Source organism: Natronococcus sp. A-GB1, assembly GCF_029688845.1.
Lineage (GTDB): Archaea > Halobacteriota > Halobacteria > Halobacteriales > Natrialbaceae > Natronococcus.
On sequence record NZ_JARUKW010000028.1, the window covers coordinates 1 to 20208 of the forward strand.

Consider the following 20208-nt stretch of genomic DNA (forward strand, 5'->3'; position numbering starts at 1 on the left):
ACGAAAGTATTATCGATGACTGTTGTGGGATTCAGCCGTCAGCTGTGCCGATGCCGTAGCATCGTAATTTGTTCCATGACCTCGGTCCAGCCGATTCAGCCGCTCTGAACGGCGGTTTTCACCGCCTATCGACGGAATTGAGTATTACTGAGAGTATTAGCTAAAGACGAATACCCACCAGACTATGGTGAACCGCTCCAGAATAGCTCACGTCGTAAGGTGCGTATCGGCGAGTTCCGTCTTGCGGTCACTTTTCACCGGGACGAGTACCGAATGGTCGTTGCTCGAATCAAGCGTCGTGGAGGCGCGTATACCGCTGACGACGACTGAGTAGATATACCAGAACCGGCAAAGGAGACGGGATCTGTAACATCAGCCCGGGACCTGAACAAAGTCGAACAGCGCGATAATAGGTAACACTTTACCCCGTCAACGCTTTAGTAAGATCGTACTTCAAGACCGTCGATACGTTCGAAGTGCTTTGTATTTCTCGTGATAACTGGTTCGTCGTTGAGAAGCGCCGTCGCAGCGATCACACAGTCCTCTCGCTCAATCCGTTCGCCGTCATTGATTAGCTCACCGGAGAGTTTTCCGGCTTTTCGCATCACGGTGTGATCGGCACTCACGACGTGTTTCGTTTCCAGTATCCCGAGAATACGCTCTCGCTTCGTATCCGCTGTCTGAGACCGGGCAACGCCCTCGTAGAGTTCCAAAACCGTCACGGAGGACACTTTTTGTGGTCGTGCCTCTTTTTCGACGATATCGAGAAGTCGTCTTGCGTTTTCCTCACCACGTAATAGGTCGATAATGAACGACGTGTCCTGAATCATTCCGACGTTTTGTCGTCTAACTCCGCCGTGAGACGGTCACTCCGTTCTCTGGATTTCGTTCGTCCCTCCTCGATAGCGGTCTCGAGGTCTGCCGCCTCGTCCTCGGAGAGAATTCCTGTAACCTCGTTCCACGATCGTTCTCCAGCAAGACGCTTGACGGTTTCACTGAAGCTTTCCCCCTCTTTCTTTCGGGCTTTCAGCCGCTCGTAGGCTTCCTCGTCGAGTGAAATCGTTTTCGTCGCCATTGTAGTACACAGTACTACATGTACGCTTAAAAACACCGGTGCGAAGCCCGTTCCGGATTGGTTCGGTGCCACGTGGCGAAAACCGGCAAAGCACACGAAACAGTGTAACGTGAGCTAGAGACCTGAACAAGGTGGAGCAACGCAAGAATTGGTAGCACACGGCGGAAGTATTGCTACGTCATTCATCGGCAGGTTTTAGCGGAATTCGTTCCACCTCGAGGTCCTGTAGTCTCGCTCCGGTGCGAGCGCGCCTATACCACGTGCTTCCGCAATCGCTGCGTGGAACGCATCGATATCCGATCCCGTCGCGGTTTCCTCGGCGGAGTCAGCGAGTTCCGCCAGACCGCCGTTCCCCGATTTCCGCCTCAAGCGGGGTCGATTCGTCCCACCCTTCGAGGATAGACGGCTCGCCGCCCTCGAGTACTGCGTCGGTCTCCTCGTACGACGGTGCGCTCTCGAGGGTCGCGCAGTTGCTGTATCTCGTCGCCGTCGTCGCTCCGAACGCGTCGGCCTCGAGGGCGGCCCTGAGCTCGAGGCAGTGGTCGCGGATCGTTCGCGTGGGCTCGAAGTCGAGCCTCGATCGGAGCTTCTCGAACTCGACCCGGTAGCTGCGCTCGTCGGTTCGATCGTCATGGTACTCGATGTCGGCGTCGGGGAACGCGTCGGCGACGACGGTCGCGAGTTCGTCGATTCGGTAGTTCTGCTCGTTCGAGCCGACGTTGAACGTCTCCCCGGCGACGTCCTCGAAGGGCGCGGTCAGGCACGCCTGGTAGGCCCGCGCGACGTCCTCGACGTGGACGTTCGGGCGGTACTGGTCGCCGCCGAAGACGGGGACGACACCCTCCTCGTGGGCCTTCGCGGGCAACACGTTCCCGACGAGGTCGAAGCGCATCCGTGGCGAGTAGCCGTACACCGTCGCCATCCGGAGGATCGTCGGCGCGAACCGGTCGTCGGCGAGCTCCCGGAGGACCCGCTCGGACTGTATCTTCGCCCGCGCGTACAGCGAGACCGGGTTGAGGGCGTCGTCCTCGGTACACCGCCCGGCTCCGTCGGTCCGTCCGTAGACGCTACAGGTCGAGGCGAACAGGAACCGGTTGAGCCCGTGGTACTTACAGATCGACGCCAGCAGCTGCGTCGAGTGGAGGTTGTACTCGAGGGTCTTACGGGGCTCGAGCGCGGTGGCGGGATCGCCGACGATCCCGCCGAGGTGGACGACGGCGTCGACCCCCTCGATCGCCTCGAGGACGTCGCCGACCGAGCGGGCGTCGCCGCGGTACAGCGCGAACCGGTCGCGACCCTCGAGCGCGGCGATACCGCCGTCTCCGTACATGAGCGGGTCGAGGACGCGGACGCCGAAGCCGTCCTCGAGCAGCCGCCGGCACAGCACCGAGCCGACGTAGCCGGCGCCGCCGACCACGAGTACGGTTTCGACGGCCGCCGCGTTCGATCCGGTGGTTCGTTCGTTTCCGTTCGTAACCTCTTTCAGTATTCCGTCGACGCTCTGACCGTCCTCGAGTGCGGGAGTCGACGCCGCTTTGGCGGTCGATCCCGTCGGCTCGTCGATAACCGACGAAACTGGTGCGTCCGGCGTCGCCCCGTCGAACAGCGCCGCCCTGAGTCGTTCGCTCGTCGCGGAGCCGACGAGTCGATCCCGGTCGTCGAGGACGACGACGCCGCGTCCGTCGATGCGATCGATGCGGGCGATCGCCTCCCGGATCGACGTCCCGTCGCCCGTGATTGGTACCCATCTCATAGTTGCGAGTTCGGTGCGCCCCCGTCACGATCGGTCCTCGTCCGAGAGACGGGTCGGCGCCTACTATCGTCAAATCGGAATAACGGCCTTTGTTATGCGTCGGCTGGAACGACAGTCGGCACTCCGTTACCGTCCGGGTTCGAGACCGTCGTCGGCGGGTCGGGATCCGCGTCGATCAGCGGCGCTCGCGACTCGCGGCGACTCGAGAGCCGCGTTGAGGCCGTCGACGACCCGATCGACGGCGTCGTTGTCGAGAACGGGAGACATCGGTAAGGAGAGAACGCACCCGCTAACGGTCTCGGTTACGGGCAGCGAGCCGGGCTCGTGTCGGTCCCGGTACGCGTCGGTCAGGTGAACCGGCGGATCCCAGTAGATCTTCGAGGCGATTCCGCGCTCGACAAGGGTCTCGATAACGGCCTCGCGGTCGACGCCCGGAGCCAGCGTCACGGTGTAGAGCTGGCGGACGTGGCGCCCAGCGGCCGGCTCGGGGTGGGGTTCGACGCTGTCGATGCCGGCCAGCCCAGTGGCGTATCGCTCGGCGACCCGTCGGCGCTCCGCGATGAGCTCGTCGACCTTCTCGAGCTGTGCGCAGCCGACAGCGGCGACGAGATCCGACATTCGGATGTTCGTGCCGAGCCCGACGTAGTCGCCGCTCGCGGCCGAGTCGAAGTACTCCGCGGAGGCTCGCCCGTGGGAGCGAAACCGCTCGAGGCGGCGGGCGAGATCGTCGTTGTCGGTGACGACGGCGCCGCCCTCGCCGGTCGGCAGGATCTTGTTCTGACAGAAACTCAGCGCCGCGGTCTCGCCGAACGTGCCTACCGCCTGTCCTCGAGAGCTGCTTCCGAACGCCTCGGCCGCGTCCTCGATCACCGGGACGTCCGCCTCGGCCGCGACCGCGGTGATCTCGTCGATCCGACAGGGCGCACCGTAGGGGTGGACGGGAACGATCGCGGCCGTCCGCTCGGTGATCGCGTCGGCGACCGCCCCAGGATCGAGCCCGTAGGTGACGGGTTCGATGTCGGCGAACGTCGGCTCGGCGCCGACGAGACGAACGGCGTTGGCCGTCGCGATGAAGGTAAACGCCGGGACGACGACCTCGTCGCCCTCGCCGACCCCGTGGGCCTCGAGGGCCGCGACCAGCGCCGTCGTCCCCGAGTTGACCGTCACGGCGTGCTCGACGCCGAGGTAGCGCTCGAGACCGTCCTCGAACGCCTCGACGTAGGGGCCGTTGGCCCAGTACGAGCCCCGCGTAATGGAGTCGACCGCGTTCTGCACGTCGCGTTCGTCCCAGGCGATCTCGAACAGCGGAATGTCGTCGCTCATCGCGAACCGGTTCGGGAACCCGAAAGGTAAGTAGCCGTTCACTACCCGATCGAACGGGGTCGTTTCGGTCGACGACGGTCGGCTCCCGCTCGAGTTCGACGCCCGAGCCGACCGACCGCTTTTGGTCGTCCTGACCGAACCGTCGCCCATGTACGATTCGATACTGATTCCGACGGACGGCCGGGAGAACACCGATCGAGCGATCGACGAGGCGATCGAGCTCGCCCGAGTCCACGGCTCGACCGTTCACGCGCTGTACGTCGTCAACTCGGCCGCGATCGCGCCGGGAATGGATTTCGAAGATCTGGAGGTCGCCGGCGAGGAGGCCGTCGACTACGTCGCCGAGCGGGCCGCCGACGCGGGTCTCGAGGACGTCCGAACGACGGTGACACACGGCCTTCGACACAGGGCGATCCTCCAGTACGCCGACGACCACGACGTCGACCTCATCGTCATGGGTCGCAACCGCGGGCTGGATCGCTTCCTCAGAAAGAGCGTCTCCGATCGGGTCGCGACCGATTCGACGAGACCGGTGCTCGTCGTCGAGTGATCGTCAGTCCCTCGCATTCGAAAGCGGTTCCCCCTGCCGCGTCGAGAAAGCACTTTTATCGCAGTCGGCTACGGACGGTAGATTCTCGTGGTCCGGTCTCCGAATCCGATCCGACTTGTAATCCTCTGGGTCGGGCTGGCGCTCGCCCGGTTCGGGTTCATCAGCTCCGAGCGAGCGCGCCGAACGACGAACCTCGCCTGGCCCCGCGTCCTCACCGGGCTGGCGCGGATGTCGAAAAACGCCGTCGACGTCGCGATGGTCGGCGTCGCCGTCGGCTCGACGGCGATCGCCGGCGTCGGCTTCGCTGCTCCGTTCTGGGGGCTGGCCTTCGCCATCGGCGGCGGGATCGCCGGCGGGACGATCGCGCTCGTTTCCCAGCGCTACGGCGCCGAAGCGTTCGATTCGCTCGGCCAGGCCGTTCGCTCGAGCGCCGTGTTGGTCGTACTCCTCACCCTCCCGGTGACGGTACTGTTCTGGACGTATCCGACCGAGCTGATCTCGATCATCGGCAACGATCCCGAGACGATCTCCAGGGGCGCGACCTACCTCCAGATCGTCGGCCTCGGCGTGCCCTTCGCGGGGCTGAACCTCATCGGGAGTCGGACGTTCGTCGGAATGGACGACGCCTGGACGCCGATGGTCGTGCGGGCCGGCGGCGCCGCCGCGAACATCGTGCTCAACGCCGTGCTGATCTTCGGGCTCGGACTCGGCGTCGCGGGTGCCGCCCTCGGGACCGTCCTGGCGAACGTCGTCGTCACCGCGACGTTCGCGGTCGGGCTCACCGCGGGTTGGCTCCCCGGGGTCGGAACCTTCCCGTTCAGCGTCGATCCGTTCGGCGGCTACTTCGACGGCGAGACCATCCGGGACCTGACCTCGATCGGCCTCCCCGTCATGGGAACCAAATCCGTCTGGACGGTCGCCGAGTTCCCCATGCTCGCGATCGTCGCCCTGTTCGGCCCGCAGGTCGTCGCCGCCTACGTCATCGCCCGGCGCATCTGGGGACTGATGAACACGCCCGGCTGGGGCTTCGGCCTCGCGGCCTCGAGCCTCGTCGGCCAGGAGCTGGGCAACGGCCGCGAGGGGACCGCCGAGCGTTACGGCCGTGAGATCGTGCTCTTCGCGGTCGCCGTTTACGTCGTCGCGGCGGCGATCGTCTTCACGTTCGCGGAACCGATCGTCCTCCTGTTCACCGACGATCCGGCCGAGCTCTCGGTTCCGACTGCCGTCGCGCTGATCTACGCGGCATGTCTGGCGATCGTCCTCAAGGGCGTCTCGACGGGTGCTGAGGGCGCGCTCAAGGCCAGCGGCGACACCCGGTGGCCATTCTACAGCCAGCTCGTCGGCATGTTCGGACTGGCGATTCCGCTCGCCTACCTCGGCGCTGCGGGGCTGACGATCCCCGCCGTGACGATCCCGGTCCTCGGTGTGACGACGCCCGGCGTCTCGATCCCTGCGCTCGGATTGACGGGACTGTACCTCGCGTTCATCGCCGAAACCGCCGCGCCCGCCGCGATCAACTACTACCGGTTCTCGACCGGGCGCTGGAAGGCGATCAGTCGCGGCTACCGTCCCGGCGCGGCGCCGAGCGACGACTAGTTACTCGAGGGCGGGTACCGGAACGACGACGACCGGACGGCTGGTTCGCTCGAGCAGCGCTCGCGTTGTCGATCCGACGGCTGCCTCCGAACCGGCGCTGCTTGCGCCGACCACGATCTCGTCCGCGTCGACGGTCGCGGCGGCCTCGAGCAGTTCCGGAACGGCTTCCCCCTCCCGAAACTTGGTCTCGACGCTCCCGGCTCCAGCCAGTCTGACTGGAGCAACGTTCAGCGCTTCCCTCGCGTCGCGTTCGGCCGTCCCGTCGCCCGGCTCGGCCGTCGCGACGACTCGAACCTCGTCGGTCTCCGTCAGTCTGGGATCGAGGTAGTCACAGATCGCTGCGGTCGTGTGCACGGAGTCGGTACCGACGAGTAGTCGCATACCTCCTCTGTGCGGCGGTTTCCAAAGAAGGTGCGGGACGCAGTTCCCCCAGTAATGGTTCGGCCGCCGGAGCCCGAAACGGCCGCTCTCTGTAGGGCGTCGAGTGAAACGTTTCTTTACCCGCCGTCTGGCCGTTAGCCCAGTCATCTCGCCCATTCCGAACGGGTCGCGACAGTGTTGTGCAGGCCGGGCCGTTTCCCGTAACCATAACTATCTATTAGGTGAGATGTCTTTTGATACCGCTAGCCACTGGTGGAAACGATACCGGTCGGTGGCGATCGTTTACCGAATCGGTGCGGCGTTCGTCCTCGGTTCGATCGCTGGCCTGACTATCGGTGAACCGGTGATGGTCCTCGAGCCACTCGGCGATCTGTTCGTTCGCCTGCTCAGCATGATCGTCGTTCCGATCATCATTTTCACACTGCTCATGGGAATCAAAGAGCTGTCGCCGACCTCACTCGGCAAGATCGGCGGCCAGGTGGTCGCGATCTACGCGGTCTCCTCGATGATCGCGGTGACGATCGGCCTGGCTGTCGCGAACCTCATCGAACCCGGAACGGGAATGACGTTGACGGATGCCGACTTCGAGGCCGACGAAGCCCCCAGCTTCATGGACGTCTTTCTCGGGATCGTCCCGGAGAACCCGATCGAAGCGATGGCGACGGGCGATATCCTGGCGACGATCTTCTTCGTCATCGTCTTCGGACTCGCACTCGTGCTTCTCCGGGAAAGCACCGACGACGAAAGCGTTCGAGACGGCGTCGAAACCGTGTTCAACGTGGCCGAAGCAGGATCGAAGGCGCTGTTCAAGGTCGTCTGGGGAATCATGGAGTACGGTGTGATCGGTATCTTTGCGCTCATGGCCGTCGCGTTCGCGGAGGCCGGAATCGAAGTGTTCAGCACCTTCGCGATGCTCGCACTGACGTTGATCCTCGCCGTCACGATCCATATCGCAGTCGTCTATCTCGGCGTCATGATCCTGCTTCTGACCCAGCAGTCGCCGATCGCGTTCCTCGCCGGCATCAAGGACGCGTTGTTGACGGCAGTGAGTATCAGCTCCTCGAGCGCGACACTGCCGGTCTCGATGTCAAACGCCGATGACAATCTCCACCTCAACGAGGGCGTTTACAGCTTCTCGCTTCCGCTCGGCGCGACGATCAACATGGACGGGACTGGGATGTATCTGGGGATCGTCGCGATCTTCGCAGCGAATATCGTCGGCGCCTCGTTGACGCTCGTCGAGCAGGTCACCGTCGTCGCCATCGCGGTGCTTGCAGGGATCGGCACGGCGGGTGTGCCGAGCGCCGGATTGATCCTGATGACGCTCGTCCTCACGCAGGTCGGCCTCCCGGTTGCCGTGGTCGGGTTTATCGCCGGAATCGATCCCCTGCTCGATCGAATACGGACGATGACCAACGTCACTGGTGATCTCGCTGTGGCGACGCTCGTCGGGTACTGGAACGGGGGCGTCGACTTCACGAGCGGGTCTTGGAGCGGAGAAACCGACCTGCTTCCGGGCGCTGACTGAGCGGCGACACGGGCCAACGGCGCTACAACGAAACGGGAGCTCTCGACCCAAGCGAAAGTACGGTCCACTCTACGCTCACGACGGTGATGGAGAACGCACTCGAGCGGACGGATGCACTCACGGCCGTTCGGCGGTTCTCCGGTGACTCTACTCGCTCCGTTCGATCGCGACGGACGCTATAGAAACATGAACCGCACCCGCCGCACGCCGTCGAAATCCTTCAACCGGTAGACGAGTCGCCTGACTCGCTCGGCCTCGCCCTCGACGAACACCGTCTCGAGACACCAGTCGCCCTGGTGGGCGTGGCTGGTCGAGACGATTGCGTCCTGGTAGTCGTGCTGGACGTCGTGGAGCCGCTCGATAACGCTTTCGTGTTCGTAGTCGAAGACGACGACCCCGGTTACGGACCCCGTCGTCGTCTCGAGGGTCCGGTGGCGCTCGACGTACTCGGCCATCGCCTCGCGAACGGCCCGCGAGCGTGAGTCGATCCCCTCGGCCCGCCAGGTCGCGTCGAACTCCTCGAGGATCTCGTCGGGAACGGCGAGACTGGTGCGCATGGTCGCTCCACGGTCGCCGGCTCCATTACCGCTTCTCTTCGAGGCGACCGCCTCGACCGTCTCGTGCTCGGCCGATCCGCCGCCGTCTCCCCCTACAGTTATTTCCGTCACCGACCTAGTTCGGGTATGGGCAGCGACGGCGGCTACAGTCTCACCGAGATCTTCGCCATCAAGTTCGTGCTGGCCGATATCGTTATCATCGCCGCCCTGCTGTTCGCCGGGCCGATCTACGCCGTCGCGATCACGGTTCTGTTGGTCATCAGCGTCTTTCTCGTCTGGTATCTCACCGAACGGGTTGGAAGCGACGACGCCGAGTCCGACCCCGTCCGCGAACCGGTCGACCCCGTCACCGAGCTACAGAACCGCTACGCAGCCGGCGAGCTCTCGGAGGCGGAGTTCGAGACGAAACTCGAGCAGCTGCTCGACTCGAACGAGCGGGCCGAGCGGGCGGGTGTCGAAACCAGGGAACTCTCCCTCGAGCGTGAGCGGTAGGGAGCCAGATTTAGGGTGGTCCGACGGCACTGTTCCAGACGAGATGGACGCCGCCGAGGACACGAATCGAATCGAGCGACGGTGCCCTCGAGTCCGACGGTCGAACCCTCGCACACCGGAGTATACCGCGGAGGTGGGGATCGCGTGACCGACATCTCGATCGCCGACGCTGTCGATGTCTATCTCGAGCGGAAGGCGCTCGGGAATCCGGACGGCTCCGGGGCGGGAACCTACGCCGCGAACGCCGAGTCCGTCCTTCGACGGTGGGTCGACTGGCTCGTCGCCGAACACGACCTTCAGTCGATCTCGGCGCTCGGAACCGACCAGATGCGGGCCTATGCCGATGTGCTCCGGGCCCGAACCGACGAAGGCAGCTACGCGGCCTCGACGGCTCGAACCTACTACGCGGTCGTTCGGGCCTTCCTCTCGTGGTGCGTTCGGAGCGGGCTCCGCGACTCGAACCCCGCCGCGGCCGAGGACGTCACGGCCGCGCTGCCGCCGACCGTCGACGGCGACGCCGGCTCCAAACCGGGCTGGACCGCCGACCGACGCCACGTCCTCGAGCGCCACGTCCGCGAGCGCGCGATCGCCGCGACGAGCGAGGACCGCGACCGCGAAACTCGTCGCGACCGCCTACGGGAGTACGCCCTGATCGCGCTCTTTCTCTACTCGGACGTGCGGGGTAGCGAGCTGTTCCGGGTCCCCCGGGACGACCGACGAACGGGTGCGATCTGGGACGACGTCGACTTCTACACCGGGACGATCCGCGTCCTCGGTCGCTCCCAGCGCCTCGAGGAGGTGGTGCTGCCGGCCGCGGTTCGAACCCCGCTACGGCGGTACCGAGTCGCGCTCGATCCGCCGTCGAACGACTGGCCGCTGTTCCCGACGCGTCACGCTCCCTCGATCGCCCGCCGAGTCCGGGAGGTGCTCCGGGAACGGGGCCACGACGAGGCGGCGATCGACACTCTGCTCGCGGACGCGACGGCGACGGAACTGGCCCGCGATCGATCGATCGCTCCGCCGGCGATCACTACCGAGGGTGCCCGATCGGTGCTCAAACGACTGTGTCGGGAAGCGGGACTCAAGGTCGACGGCGACTCCCTGACGCCGCGGGGTGCCAGGGACGACAGTCTGGACGACGGCCGATACCGCCGCGAGGCGTCGTCCTCGAGTCCGGCCCTGCGGGCTTCGGTCATGGAACGGTCGATCGTGGTGTCGGCGTCTCGGGAGGGGCCCGGATCGATTATCGATCTCCCAGCTCGGGTCGTCCGCAGCGAGGAACGTAACGCGGACGGCGAACCCGGACCCGGCTCCGAAGGCGATCCGAAGCCGTAACGCGTCGCTGTTCTCGGGTCGCCGTCCGTCGCTGCCACACTCCCGCTACTCGAGCGACCGAACCTGTTGTCCGAACGGCGTCGCCGGTGACGACGCGGACTCCTGGATCCAGTCTTCCCGTAACACCGTCTCGACCAGTTCGAGCCGATTTCGGATGGCGAGCGAGCGGAGCGTTCGGGCCCGCGATCTTTGCACTCGAGCGGTCACCGGTCAGCGCTACGATCACCAGTCACGACCGAAGCCGTGGCTTCCGCCTCGAATACGCGTGAGCGCGATCGACACAGCGTCGAGAAGTCGCCGAAGGCGACGGGTCGACCCGGAGAGTTCACTGAACGAAAGACGGTGAGAATGAAATCGGCAGTCCGGCGTCGTTAGGCGACCAGTCGCTCGACGGACGTGCTGATCGCGTCCTGGATCTCCGCGGAGGCGAACCCGAGGGTCAGACCGAGCGCGGCTCCGATGACGATGGCGATCAACATCCCCTTGGTGATCGCGGCCGGATCCACGTCCTTCCCGTCGAAGGGGTGGAAGTAGATCCGGTTGATGAAGGGCAGGATGTACCCCGCAGAGAGCAGCGTGCTGCCGAGGACGAGCAGGGAGACGATCCACATCCCCTCCTCGAAGGCCCCCAGCGCGATGTACCACTTGCCGGCGAACCCGACCGTCGGTGGCAGACCGATCATCGCGATCCCGAGCACGGCGAAGGCCCCGGCCATGACCGGTGCGCGCTTCGCGACGCCGGCGTACTCCTCGAGCGTGCGAATGCCGCCGAAGCGGAGCGCGAACATCCCGGCTAGTACGAACAGCGAGGCCTTGACGATGCCGTGGCCGAAGATCTGCAGGATGGACCCGAAGACCGCAGTGTCGTTCGCGATCGCGATGCCGACGAAGATGAGTCCGAACTGCGAGACCGTCGAGTAGGCCAGTACGAGCTTGATGTGGTCCTGCAGGAGCGCAAAGAAGCTCCCGGCGAAGAGGCTAAAGAGCGCCGCGACCAGCAGCATGTTGCTGATCGCCGGGTTGGCTGTCAGGAAGTCGAGCGTGTAGACGGTAAAGAGCACGCGGACGAAGGCGTACATCGCGACGGCGGGCACGAGCGCCGAGATGACGGCGCTGATCCCGTCCGGCGCGGAGGCGTGGGCGTCCGCCAGCCAGGTGTGGACCGGGAACAGCGCGATCTTGATCGCGAGTCCAACTGCGATCAGGATGAACGCGGCGACCACCACGGGGTCGGTGTAGCCGACGTCGGCCAGCAGCTCCGGCAGCAGTCGCATGGTCAGCGTCCCGGTCGAGGCGAGTATCAGCGCGACGCCGAGCAGGTAGAAGCCGGCACCGACGGTGCCGACCAGCAGGTACTTGAACGCCGCGTAGGTCGACCACCGGTACTTGGAGGACGAAACCAGGGCGTACGAGGAGATTGCCATGATCTCGAGGAAGACGTACATGTTGAACAGGTCGCCGGTGAGCAGGATGCCGAGCATTCCGCCGACCAGCAGGAGGAAGCCGGCGTAGAAGGCGTTCCCCCGCGGGCCGTCTACGCGCGTATAGATCAACACGCCGAGACAGACCAGCAACACGAGCAGCATGACGATGACCGAGAACTCGTCGGCAAACAGCTCGATTCCGACTGGGACCTCGACGCCGCCGAGTTCGTGGCTCAGCTGTCGATCGTCGGTTTGCGTGAGCATCCACGCGAGCGCGGCCGCCATCGCGAGCGTCGCGGTGACGATCGCGCTTGCGAACGCCCAGCCAACGTTCTTCCATCGGACGGTCGCAGCGATCGGCACCGAGGCCGTGATCAGCGGCAGGAGGACGATGATGGCCAGCAGCCAGCTGTACTCCTCCATACTAGCTCACCTCCATCGAGTCGCCATCGTGTCCACAGCCGTGTTCGCTATCCGGTCCAGTCGTCTCCGTCGTCTCCGTTAGGTTCCCCGTCATTGTTAGATGAAGAGTGCGACAGCGAGTGCGAGTGTGAGCACGCCTGCGGCCACGTAAACCGTCAGGCCGACCCCGAGTTTGGCGCCGGTCTTCCCGGGCGTGTCCTCGTACCGGCGGTCGTAGGCGTCTCGCCAGCGGTCAGGAATCGTTCCTCGAATGGCCGTGTTCGGGTCGTGGACGGCGCCGACGAGCCGCCAGCCGGTGCCGACGACCAGGTCGTCGACCCGGTTGTAGATCGCGCCGATGCCACCCGACAGTCCGCGCGTGCCGTAGAACGTCGCCGGATCGTAGATCTGGTCGACGTCGAACCCGCCGTGAAGCCGGTCCATGATCGGCTTGCCGAGGACGAAGATCGCGATCCCCCCGGCGGCGAGATAGCTGGCTTTGAACAGATGGGCGGACGAGTAGGGGTTGAGATCGAGCTCGCCGGACATCGGCAGGTACGGAACCAGTGCCTGATAGTAGACGCCGAAGACGATACAGGCGGCGGCGACGGCACCGGAGACGACCGCGTGACCGAGGTTCGCGTCGGTCGTCTCGATCGGGTCGCCGTCCAGGAAGGCGTAGTAGCCGAACTTGATGAACGACGCGAACGTGCCCATGCTGCCGATCACGATCATCCAGAACAGGACGTCGATCGAGAAGTCACCGAAGATGACGAGGTCGGACGCGAAGTCGTAGTCGGCGGCGTCCATCACCATTCCCTTGCTGATGAAGCCGTTGAAGCCGGGGACGCCGCTAATCGACATCGCGCCGATGAGGAAGACGACCAGCGCGATCGGAGCGGAGGTACCGACTGCTCCGAAGTTGTCGAGTCGGTTCTCCTTCAGCTGGAGGATCAGGATGCCGGCGGCCATGAACAGCAGCCCCTTGTAGAGGATGTGGTTGAACAGGTGGGCGAACGCGCCGGCGATCCCGAGCGCGGAGCCGACACCGATGCCAGCGAGCATGATCCCGACCTGGGACTGGATGTGGTAGGACAGCAGCCGTCGCATGTCCTTCTGTGCCAGCGCGAAGCTCGCCCCGTAGATCGCCATCCCGGCACCGACGAACGCGAGCACGACGCTCCCGTCGGGGAACGCACGGTAGGCGGCGTAGACGGCGGTCTTCGTGGTGTAGCAGGCGAGGAAGACCGACGTGGCGACGTGGGGCTGTGGGTAGGTGTCGGGCAGCCAGCTGTGGAGCCCGATCATCGCCGTGTTGACGCCGATCCCGACGCCGGCGAGGACAGCGGCCAGCGAAACCGTGCTCCCGGCGACCTCGATCGGAACGCCACCGATCCCCGTCCCGTCGAAGTGGAGGGCGGTCGGGCTCGGATCGACTGCGAACAGGTAGAGCACGACCCCGGCCAGCAGGAGGCTTCCGCCGATACCGTGTGCGAGCGCGTAGCGATAGCCCGCCCGCACCGCGGTCCCGCCGGAGAGCCAGACGAAGACGGTGCTCGTGATGGCCATCACTTCCCAGCCGACGACCAGACCGAGCCAGTCGCCAACTGTGACTGTCCAGATCGACGGTGCGACGTAGGCCAGTCCCCACAGGAGGTGGCGGTTGTCGGTGTCGGCGAAGTATGCCCATGCGACCGCGGCAGCGCCGAATCCGCCGAAGATGATCACCATCAGCCTCGAGAAGTCGTCGACTGCCACGACGATTATCTCGAGACCCATGAAGGTGTACGTCGGACCCACACCATCGGGGACGAGCAGCGCCCAGGCGACGACGGCCAGCAACGAGGCGACGCTGACGCCGTGGGCGATTCGCCGAGAGGCGAACGGTACGATCAGGGCTGCAACGGCGACGATCAGCGCCGGTGGAATCGAGAGTAGTTCGTTCATTATTCAGACACCTCCATCGCTCCGTCGACGATTCCCTCGATGAGATCGAAGAAGACGACGTAGTCCGGAGCCACGCCGAACAGGAGCATCAGCGTCGCGGTGGTCATCAGCGGGACGAGCAGCAACGGCGTCGTCTCCCCGCCGCGCCAGTCGGAGCGGTCCCATCCGTCCGCTGGTGGGAGCTCGGGACGACCGTGGTGGTCGTGGTCCTCGTGCTGGTCGTCGTCCGGGGACGTGCCTCCGTCTGGACGGTACGCCCGCTCGCCGGGCGAGCCGCCGAAGGGGTTCTCGAGCACCGGCTTCTGGCCGGCGGCGTCTTCGGACTCGAAAAACGCCGTGTAGACGATCGGCCAGAAGTAGCCAACGTTCAGCGCCCCCGAAATGACGAGCAGCGGGACGACCAGCAGGTAGCCCGCTTCGGCCCCGCCCCAGATGAGGTGCCACTTGCTGACGAAACCGGCCATTAGCGGGATGCCGGCCATGCTGAAGCTGGCGAGGCCGAACGCACCCATCGTGATCGGCATCCGCTTGCCGACCCCGGCCATTTCGCTGATGTACTTGACGTCGAGCTGGACGTACAGCGCACCGGCACACAGGAACAGCGTCAGCTTCGAGAACGCGTGTGCCGGGATGTGGAGTAACCCACCCATCAGTCCCATCTGAGACAGCAGGGAGAGCCCGAGGACGATGTATGACAGTTGTGCGATCGTCGAGTACGCCAGTCGTGCTTTGAGATTGTCCTGGCGGAGCGCGAACAGACTCGCGATGAGGATCGTCGCGCCGGCAGCGATCGTCAGCGGCAGCCCCATGCCGATGTCGGCGACCGCCCCGGGTCCGAAGACGTCGATTACGGTTCGCGCGACGCCGAACGCACCGGCCTTGACGACCGCGACCGCGTGCAACAGCCCCGAAACCGGCGTCGGCGCGACCATCGCACTGGGCAGCCAGGAGTGAAACGGCATCACGCCGGCCTTCACCGCGAAGCCACCGGCAAGCAGCGCGAAGGCCCCACGTGCGGCCCACGGATCGGCTGCCGCAACTTCCGCGATTCCCTCGATGCCGCCTCGAGTGAACGTGATGCTGCCGGTCAGCCAGTAGATCGCGAGCATTCCGCCGAAGATCGCCAGTCCCCCCGAGAGCGCGTACGCGAGATATTTGTATCCCGAAATCCGGGCCTCCTCGGATTCGTCATGGGCGACCAGTGGGTAGGTCGCGAGCGTCAGCACCTCGTAGAAGACCAGCAGCATGAACAGGTTCGAGGCGAACGCGACGCCGAGCGCCGCGCCGACGCTGGCACACAGCATCGCGAAGAAGCGCGTCTGGAACGGCTCGTGGTGGCCGCGCATGTAGCCGATACTGTAGATCGCGGTCACCACGTAGAGGCCGCTGGCGACGAGGGCAAAGAGCATGCCGAGCTCGTCGGCCCGGAGCATGAGCTCGATACCCTCGACGAAGAATCCGAGGTCGGTTTCGTGGACTCGCCCCTCGAGGACGTCCGGAACCATGCTGGCCACGATCCCGAACATCGCCACGGCGGCGAGGATCGACCACCCCTCGCGGACGTTTGGTCGGTTCTTCGAGAGGAAGATCAGCCCGACGGTGAGCAGCGGGACGAGCAGTACGGCGAGCGGTCGCAGCGAGTCGACGGTCTCGGTCCCGGCGCTCGCAACGATCGCCTCAGTCATCGCCTTCACCTCCCGTATTCGTATCGTCGCCCTCGCTGGCAGCGATCATCGCTTCGATCTCGCGAGTGTCCAACGTTCCGAACTCGGAGTAGAGCCGGATCACGAGCGCGAGCGCGAGCGCCGTCAGCGAAACGCCGACGACAATCGCCGTCAGGACGAGCACGTGAACCATCGGGTTGGAGTACGGCTCGCCGAGTCCGATGATCGGCGGGTTCGCGCCCTCGACGTAGCCGATCGTCACGAGCATCAGATAGACCGAAATCTGGGCGAAGTTGAGCCCGATTACCTTCTTGATGAGGTTCGGGTTGTCGATCATCATGTACGTTCCGATCAGAAACAGCGTGAACGCCGCCAGATAGTAGTGATAGGTTCCCTCGATCATGCGTTGTCTCCTCCGTTTCCGTTACCGTTCTCGCTCGTGGCGTTCCCGTCCTTCTCGGCCTTCTCGTAGCCGGCCGCGAGCCAGATCACGAGTCCGGTGATCACGCCACTGACGAGGGCGGCGATCGCGACCTCGGCGAGCTTGACCATGTCTTCGACCGACAGCGGGAAGACGAACAGCTCGAGGATCGCGCCCCCGAGTGGGACTGCGGCGACGGCGATCCCACCGAACAGGAACGCGCCGAGTACGAACAGTCCGGCCAGCCCCAGTGGATCGATCCACTTGCGGGTCGGGTCGAAGCCGAACGCCAGCCCGATCAGAACGATCGCCGACGCCATCACGACGCCACCCTGGAACGCGCCGCCAGGAAGGCTAGTTCCGAACAGGGTCAGATAGACACCGAACGCCACGACGAACGGCGTCAGGATCCGCGCTACCGTCTTGACGACGGGAGTCTGGATGACCGGCGACGTGGTCTTTTCGACGCGCTCGTCGACGACCCCTCCGGAGCGGGCGTCTTCGGCTGTATCCTGCGTCTCCGTCCGCGGCTTCTCTTCGGTAACCGCCTCTTTCGGATCGGGATCGTCCTCGGGAACGTAGCCGTGGACGTCCTCGTCGGCGGCGTTAGCATCGGTGCCGCCGTCGGGGCGCGATTCCGAGGTGGAGTCCATCCCGTCGTCGCTCTTGTCGACATCGCGGGGTGTGTCGTCACCAGTCATAGGATGTCCTCCCGTTCGAGTACGACGAGAATGCTTACTGCTGCGGCGAACGCGACGATAAGTTCGCCGAGCGTGTCCAGTCCGCGATAGACGACGAGCACCGAGACGACCGCGTTGGGAAATCCGGCCTCCTCGAGCGTGTTCTCGATATAGTGGCCGTACGGCGTGAGCTGGCCATCGGCGTAGGTCTCGGCGACCGCGGGCGCGTTCTCGGCGCCGACGGGCTCGAGCGAGAGGATGACGTAGCCCAGCGGGATCGCGAGGGCACCGACCATCATCAGCGCCGGTACGTTGATCGAACGGAAGGGGCCGTCGGCGGCGCTCCCGCCGTCGGTTTCGGCGGTTCGAGCGCCGGTCTCTTCGCTCTCGCCGGACATGCCCGTCGTTTTCATCACGGTGATCAGGAACAGTACCGACGTGACGCCGGCGCCGACTGCCGCTTCGATCAGCGCGACGTCCGGCGCGGCCAGTAGGACCCAGATCACCGCGATTCCGAGGGTGAACGCGGCGAACGTAACGATCGCGCCGACGATGTCGCGCGCGAACGCGACCAGCACTGCGGCCGCGACGACGAACAGGATGAGTGCGAGCTCGAGTCCAAGCCACATCATGGCGAGTCACCTCCGCGTTCCGCGGCGGAGTCGTTCTTATCGGTCGTCCAGACCTCGACGTCCTGACTGTACGCGGCACGGGTGATCGAGTGGGCTGCCGTCGGGTTCGTGATGTAGATGAACACGAGCAGCAGGGCCGTTCGAAGAATCTCGCCCGTGGTGCCGAAGTAGATCCCGACGGCGACGATCGTGAACCCGGCACCGAGCGTGTCGGCCTTGGTCGCTGCGTGCGAGCGCGTGTAGACGTCCGGAAGGCGGAGCACGCCGACGGCGGCGACCAGCGTGAAGAACACGCCAAGCGCCACGAAGAGGACGATGGTAGCCGTTAACAGCGTCATCGCCACTTCACCTCCTCGGCCCGGTAGGAGAACCGACCGACCGCCAGACTCAGGACGAAGTTGAGGATGGCGTAGACGATGGCGATGTCCAGATACTCCGGCCGATCGAGTCCGGCCGCGATCAGCGCCAGGATGATGACGGTGCTGGTCCCGATCACGTTGATCGCAACTACCCGGTCATGCGTCGTCGGGCCGGCTACGACACGGTACAACACCGCAACCGCAAGGACCACGACGATCGCCGCGCCGAGTATCATGGCCGCGTTGGCAAGGTCAGTCATCGGCCTCACCTCCGGATTCATCTCCAGCGCTCGCTCCGGCTCCGGCGACGGCGTCGGCCGACTGCACGACCGGTTCCATGTCGCCTCGAGCGAGTGGTCCGGGAAGATCGGCCCCCTCGCGGCCGTAAAAGAGGATCCGAACCGCCCGCTCATGAAGCCCCTCGGCGAGGTCCTTGCGGGCCGAGGGTGCCAGGGAGTGGACGAGCAGTTCGCTCCCGACGGTGTCGACCGTCAGCGTCCCCGGCGTCAGCGTGACGCTGTTGGCGAAGGCGGTTACGGAGAGGCCGTCGCCGACTGCGGCGTCGACCCGGTCGAGACAGGGGTCGATCGGTAGCGACGGGTGCAAAACGACGTAGGCGAACTGGACGTTCGCCTTGGCGATCTCCCACAGCAGGTAAGGAACGAACACCACGCCGCGACCGAGTGTCGCCAGCGCGGAGCCGACGTGGGGCGTCCGCTCGAACGCGACGTTCCGCAGGAGCACGGCGGTGATCAGTGCGGTCACGGCCCCGGTCCAGAGCGCAAACGGATAGGTCGGACCACCCAGCGCGACGTAGAATCCGAACGCCATGGCCGCGATGACGCCGCCGCGAATCAGCTCCGGACCGGTCGGTCGCCAGCTTCTCGAGACCGGCGCAACCTCGTACCGGATGTTCGACTCGGCCAGCACCGTTTCCATGTTCTGCAGGACGTGTGCGGTTGCATCGACGGAGTAGTCGGGATCGATAATCACCCGGTCGAGATCGTGTTCTGCGACGTAGTCGACCAGTAGCTCGAAGTGGTTCACCGGGTCGGCGAAGTACTCGTCGGTGCCGAGCATACTCGTCCGGATCGAGACGCCGCTGCCGGCTGCCTCGGTCGCGTACCTCTCGGCCGTCGAAAGAAGCGTCTCGTCACGGTCGAGACCCTCATCGCCGACGTGGTGGCCCGGGGCCGTGAGGACGAGATGGACGGCGCCGCCGCCGCCATCTCCCCTCTCGACCGCGTCGACGGCGTACTCGACCGTCTCCTCGAGCGTCGGCGATGGGCTCACCGGAACGAGCACGCCGTTCGTGTCGCTCACGTTGCCCACCTCCGTCGGTACTTCCGACCCGCATCGACCGGGCGGCACGAGGGGACGATCGACGCGGGCGTTCGGTCGTTGGTCCCACGGGAGACCGCCTGTCGAACGGCCACCGTGTCCGACAGCGGTACGTGCAGGCGCTCAGCTGCCACCGCAGATTCCTCCTGGTGACCGTCGTTTGCTACTCATAGCTCTCTTCTCGTTAGTCGGACCAAGCGCCAGACGTAGGAAAACTATTTCGTTATCCGCCGACGCGAAGGGAATCGATAAATAGCCGGAAGCAGCGCTTCGTTGTTGTTGCCCGACGTCTAATATCGGCAATCGCCCTCCATATGTTAGATTCTCCGCGATCATATCGTGTGGACCGGACGCACACCCCCGATTCGAGTGCGGACGCCGCGACGTCCCCACTGCGTGCCCGCCAACTCGAGTCGAGTAGAGAGCAAGCGTTTACAATGAATCGACCGATCGTCCGGGTGACGATCGTATAGACGCGATAACCGCGGAGGTCGCTGTCGTCGACCGGTTCAGTATCGAACCACAACCTTTACAACTATACTTTCAGTAGTCAAATTTGATTTGCATGGCTGGAGAAACCGTTGCCGACCGAATCGACGCCGCACGGGCGGTGCTAACGCCGATCCAGGCCGCAACCGGTCTGACGTTCGCCGCGGGGATCGCGTTCGTCCTCGTGTTCCTGCAGGACCCGCTCGCACACGACGCAATGCACAACTTCCGGCACGCAGCGGGGATCACCTGCCACTGA

General features: G+C 64.8%; 22 protein-coding genes and 1 pseudogene. 7 read left to right on the forward strand and 16 right to left on the reverse strand.

The features are described 5' to 3' along the window. Positions 1-174 precede the first annotated feature (174 nt). Positions 175-330, forward strand: a pseudogene (locus QA600_RS22855) (type II toxin-antitoxin system RelE/ParE family toxin); the annotation flags it as partial. A 107-nt stretch (positions 331-437) separates the two neighbouring features. On the opposite strand, the gene QA600_RS21150 reads toward QA600_RS22855, so the two are convergent. The 4 genes from QA600_RS21150 to QA600_RS21165 form a co-directional block, all read right to left on the reverse strand. Continuing rightward, entirely contained in the window at positions 438-830 is a 393-nt protein-coding gene (locus tag QA600_RS21150; RefSeq protein WP_278293915.1) for a type II toxin-antitoxin system VapC family toxin, read from the reverse strand. Beyond that, positions 827-1075, reverse strand: coding sequence for an antitoxin VapB family protein (locus QA600_RS21155; protein WP_278293956.1), 249 nt, complete (start codon positions 1073-1075; stop codon positions 827-829). The genes QA600_RS21150 and QA600_RS21155 overlap by 4 nt, the downstream gene beginning before the upstream one ends. A gap of 325 nt (positions 1076-1400) precedes the next feature. Continuing rightward, entirely contained in the window at positions 1401-2828 is a 1428-nt protein-coding gene (locus tag QA600_RS21160) for an NAD-dependent epimerase/dehydratase family protein (RefSeq protein WP_278293916.1), read from the reverse strand. A gap of 126 nt (positions 2829-2954) precedes the next feature. Continuing rightward, positions 2955-4151, reverse strand: coding sequence for a DegT/DnrJ/EryC1/StrS family aminotransferase (locus QA600_RS21165; RefSeq protein WP_278293917.1), 1197 nt, complete (start codon positions 4149-4151; stop codon positions 2955-2957). A 148-nt stretch (positions 4152-4299) separates the two neighbouring features. Here QA600_RS21165 and QA600_RS21170 point away from each other — a divergent pair, with 148 nt between their 5' ends. Next, positions 4300-4701, forward strand: a complete 402-nt coding sequence (locus QA600_RS21170) for a universal stress protein (protein WP_278293918.1) — start codon at positions 4300-4302, stop codon at positions 4699-4701. Between the two features lie 87 nt (positions 4702-4788). Next, the gene (locus QA600_RS21175) at positions 4789-6297 is read left to right on the forward strand and encodes an MATE family efflux transporter (RefSeq protein WP_278293919.1); all 1509 of its coding nucleotides are present in this window, start codon (positions 4789-4791) and stop codon (positions 6295-6297) included. Here the strand turns inward: QA600_RS21175 and QA600_RS21180 are convergent, their stop codons facing one another. Then, positions 6298-6678, reverse strand: a complete 381-nt coding sequence (locus tag QA600_RS21180) for a universal stress protein (RefSeq protein WP_278293920.1) — start codon at positions 6676-6678, stop codon at positions 6298-6300. A gap of 226 nt (positions 6679-6904) precedes the next feature. Between QA600_RS21180 and QA600_RS21185 the strand changes: the two genes are divergently transcribed. Then, positions 6905-8206 carry a dicarboxylate/amino acid:cation symporter gene (locus tag QA600_RS21185; RefSeq protein WP_278293921.1) on the forward strand — a complete coding sequence of 434 codons (1302 nt, stop codon included), beginning with the start codon at positions 6905-6907 and terminating at the stop codon, positions 8204-8206. Between the two features lie 176 nt (positions 8207-8382). Here the strand turns inward: QA600_RS21185 and QA600_RS21190 are convergent, their stop codons facing one another. After that, entirely contained in the window at positions 8383-8763 is a 381-nt protein-coding gene (locus tag QA600_RS21190; protein WP_278293922.1) for a ribbon-helix-helix protein, CopG family, read from the reverse strand. 126 nt (positions 8764-8889) lie between these two features. On the opposite strand from QA600_RS21190, the gene QA600_RS21195 reads away from it, so the two are divergent. Both QA600_RS21195 and QA600_RS21200 read left to right on the forward strand, forming a co-directional pair. After that, entirely contained in the window at positions 8890-9255 is a 366-nt protein-coding gene (locus tag QA600_RS21195; RefSeq protein ID WP_278293923.1) for an SHOCT domain-containing protein, read from the forward strand. A 144-nt stretch (positions 9256-9399) separates the two neighbouring features. Next, positions 9400-10590: a recombinase XerD gene (locus tag QA600_RS21200; protein WP_278293925.1), complete on the forward strand. Its 1191-nt coding sequence runs from the start codon at positions 9400-9402 to the stop codon at positions 10588-10590. A gap of 45 nt (positions 10591-10635) precedes the next feature. On the opposite strand, the gene QA600_RS21205 is transcribed toward QA600_RS21200, so the two are convergent. The 10 genes from QA600_RS21205 to QA600_RS21250 all read right to left on the reverse strand — a co-directional run bounded on the left by QA600_RS21205 (position 10636) and on the right by QA600_RS21250 (position 19451). Beyond that, on the reverse strand, positions 10636-10785 hold the full coding sequence (locus QA600_RS21205) for a hypothetical protein (protein WP_278293926.1): 150 nt from the start codon (positions 10783-10785) through the stop codon (positions 10636-10638). A gap of 176 nt (positions 10786-10961) precedes the next feature. Next, a complete protein-coding gene (locus QA600_RS21210) occupies positions 10962-12437 on the reverse strand; it encodes a monovalent cation/H+ antiporter subunit D family protein (protein ID WP_278293928.1) in 1476 nt (491 codons plus the stop codon). 96 nt (positions 12438-12533) lie between these two features. Further along, a complete protein-coding gene (locus QA600_RS21215; RefSeq protein ID WP_278293929.1) occupies positions 12534-14363 on the reverse strand; it encodes a Na(+)/H(+) antiporter subunit D in 1830 nt (609 codons plus the stop codon). After that, positions 14363-16048, reverse strand: a complete 1686-nt coding sequence (locus QA600_RS21220) for a proton-conducting transporter membrane subunit (protein WP_278293930.1) — start codon at positions 16046-16048, stop codon at positions 14363-14365. Before QA600_RS21220 ends, QA600_RS21215 begins: the two co-directional genes overlap by 1 nt. After that, on the reverse strand, positions 16041-16430 hold the full coding sequence (locus tag QA600_RS21225) for a cation:proton antiporter subunit C (RefSeq protein ID WP_278293931.1): 390 nt from the start codon (positions 16428-16430) through the stop codon (positions 16041-16043). Before QA600_RS21225 ends, QA600_RS21220 begins: the two co-directional genes overlap by 8 nt. After that, positions 16427-17149, reverse strand: a complete 723-nt coding sequence (locus tag QA600_RS21230) for an MnhB domain-containing protein (protein ID WP_278293932.1) — start codon at positions 17147-17149, stop codon at positions 16427-16429. The genes QA600_RS21225 and QA600_RS21230 overlap by 4 nt, the downstream gene beginning before the upstream one ends. After that, positions 17146-17760 (reverse strand): DUF4040 domain-containing protein, encoded by a 615-nt coding sequence (locus QA600_RS21235; protein ID WP_278293933.1) that lies wholly within the window; start codon positions 17758-17760, stop codon positions 17146-17148. Before QA600_RS21235 ends, QA600_RS21230 begins: the two co-directional genes overlap by 4 nt. After that, on the reverse strand, positions 17757-18098 hold the full coding sequence (gene mnhG / locus QA600_RS21240; protein WP_278293934.1) for a monovalent cation/H(+) antiporter subunit G: 342 nt from the start codon (positions 18096-18098) through the stop codon (positions 17757-17759). Before mnhG ends, QA600_RS21235 begins: the two co-directional genes overlap by 4 nt. Beyond that, positions 18095-18379, reverse strand: coding sequence for a cation:proton antiporter (locus QA600_RS21245; RefSeq protein WP_278293935.1), 285 nt, complete (start codon positions 18377-18379; stop codon positions 18095-18097). Before QA600_RS21245 ends, mnhG begins: the two co-directional genes overlap by 4 nt. Next, the gene (locus tag QA600_RS21250) at positions 18372-19451 is read right to left on the reverse strand and encodes a monovalent cation/H+ antiporter subunit E (protein WP_345782047.1); all 1080 of its coding nucleotides are present in this window, start codon (positions 19449-19451) and stop codon (positions 18372-18374) included. The genes QA600_RS21245 and QA600_RS21250 overlap by 8 nt, the downstream gene beginning before the upstream one ends. A 574-nt stretch (positions 19452-20025) precedes the next feature. Between QA600_RS21250 and QA600_RS21255 the strand changes: the two genes are divergently transcribed. Then, positions 20026-20208, forward strand: a complete 183-nt coding sequence (locus QA600_RS21255; protein ID WP_005559058.1) for a CbtB domain-containing protein — start codon at positions 20026-20028, stop codon at positions 20206-20208.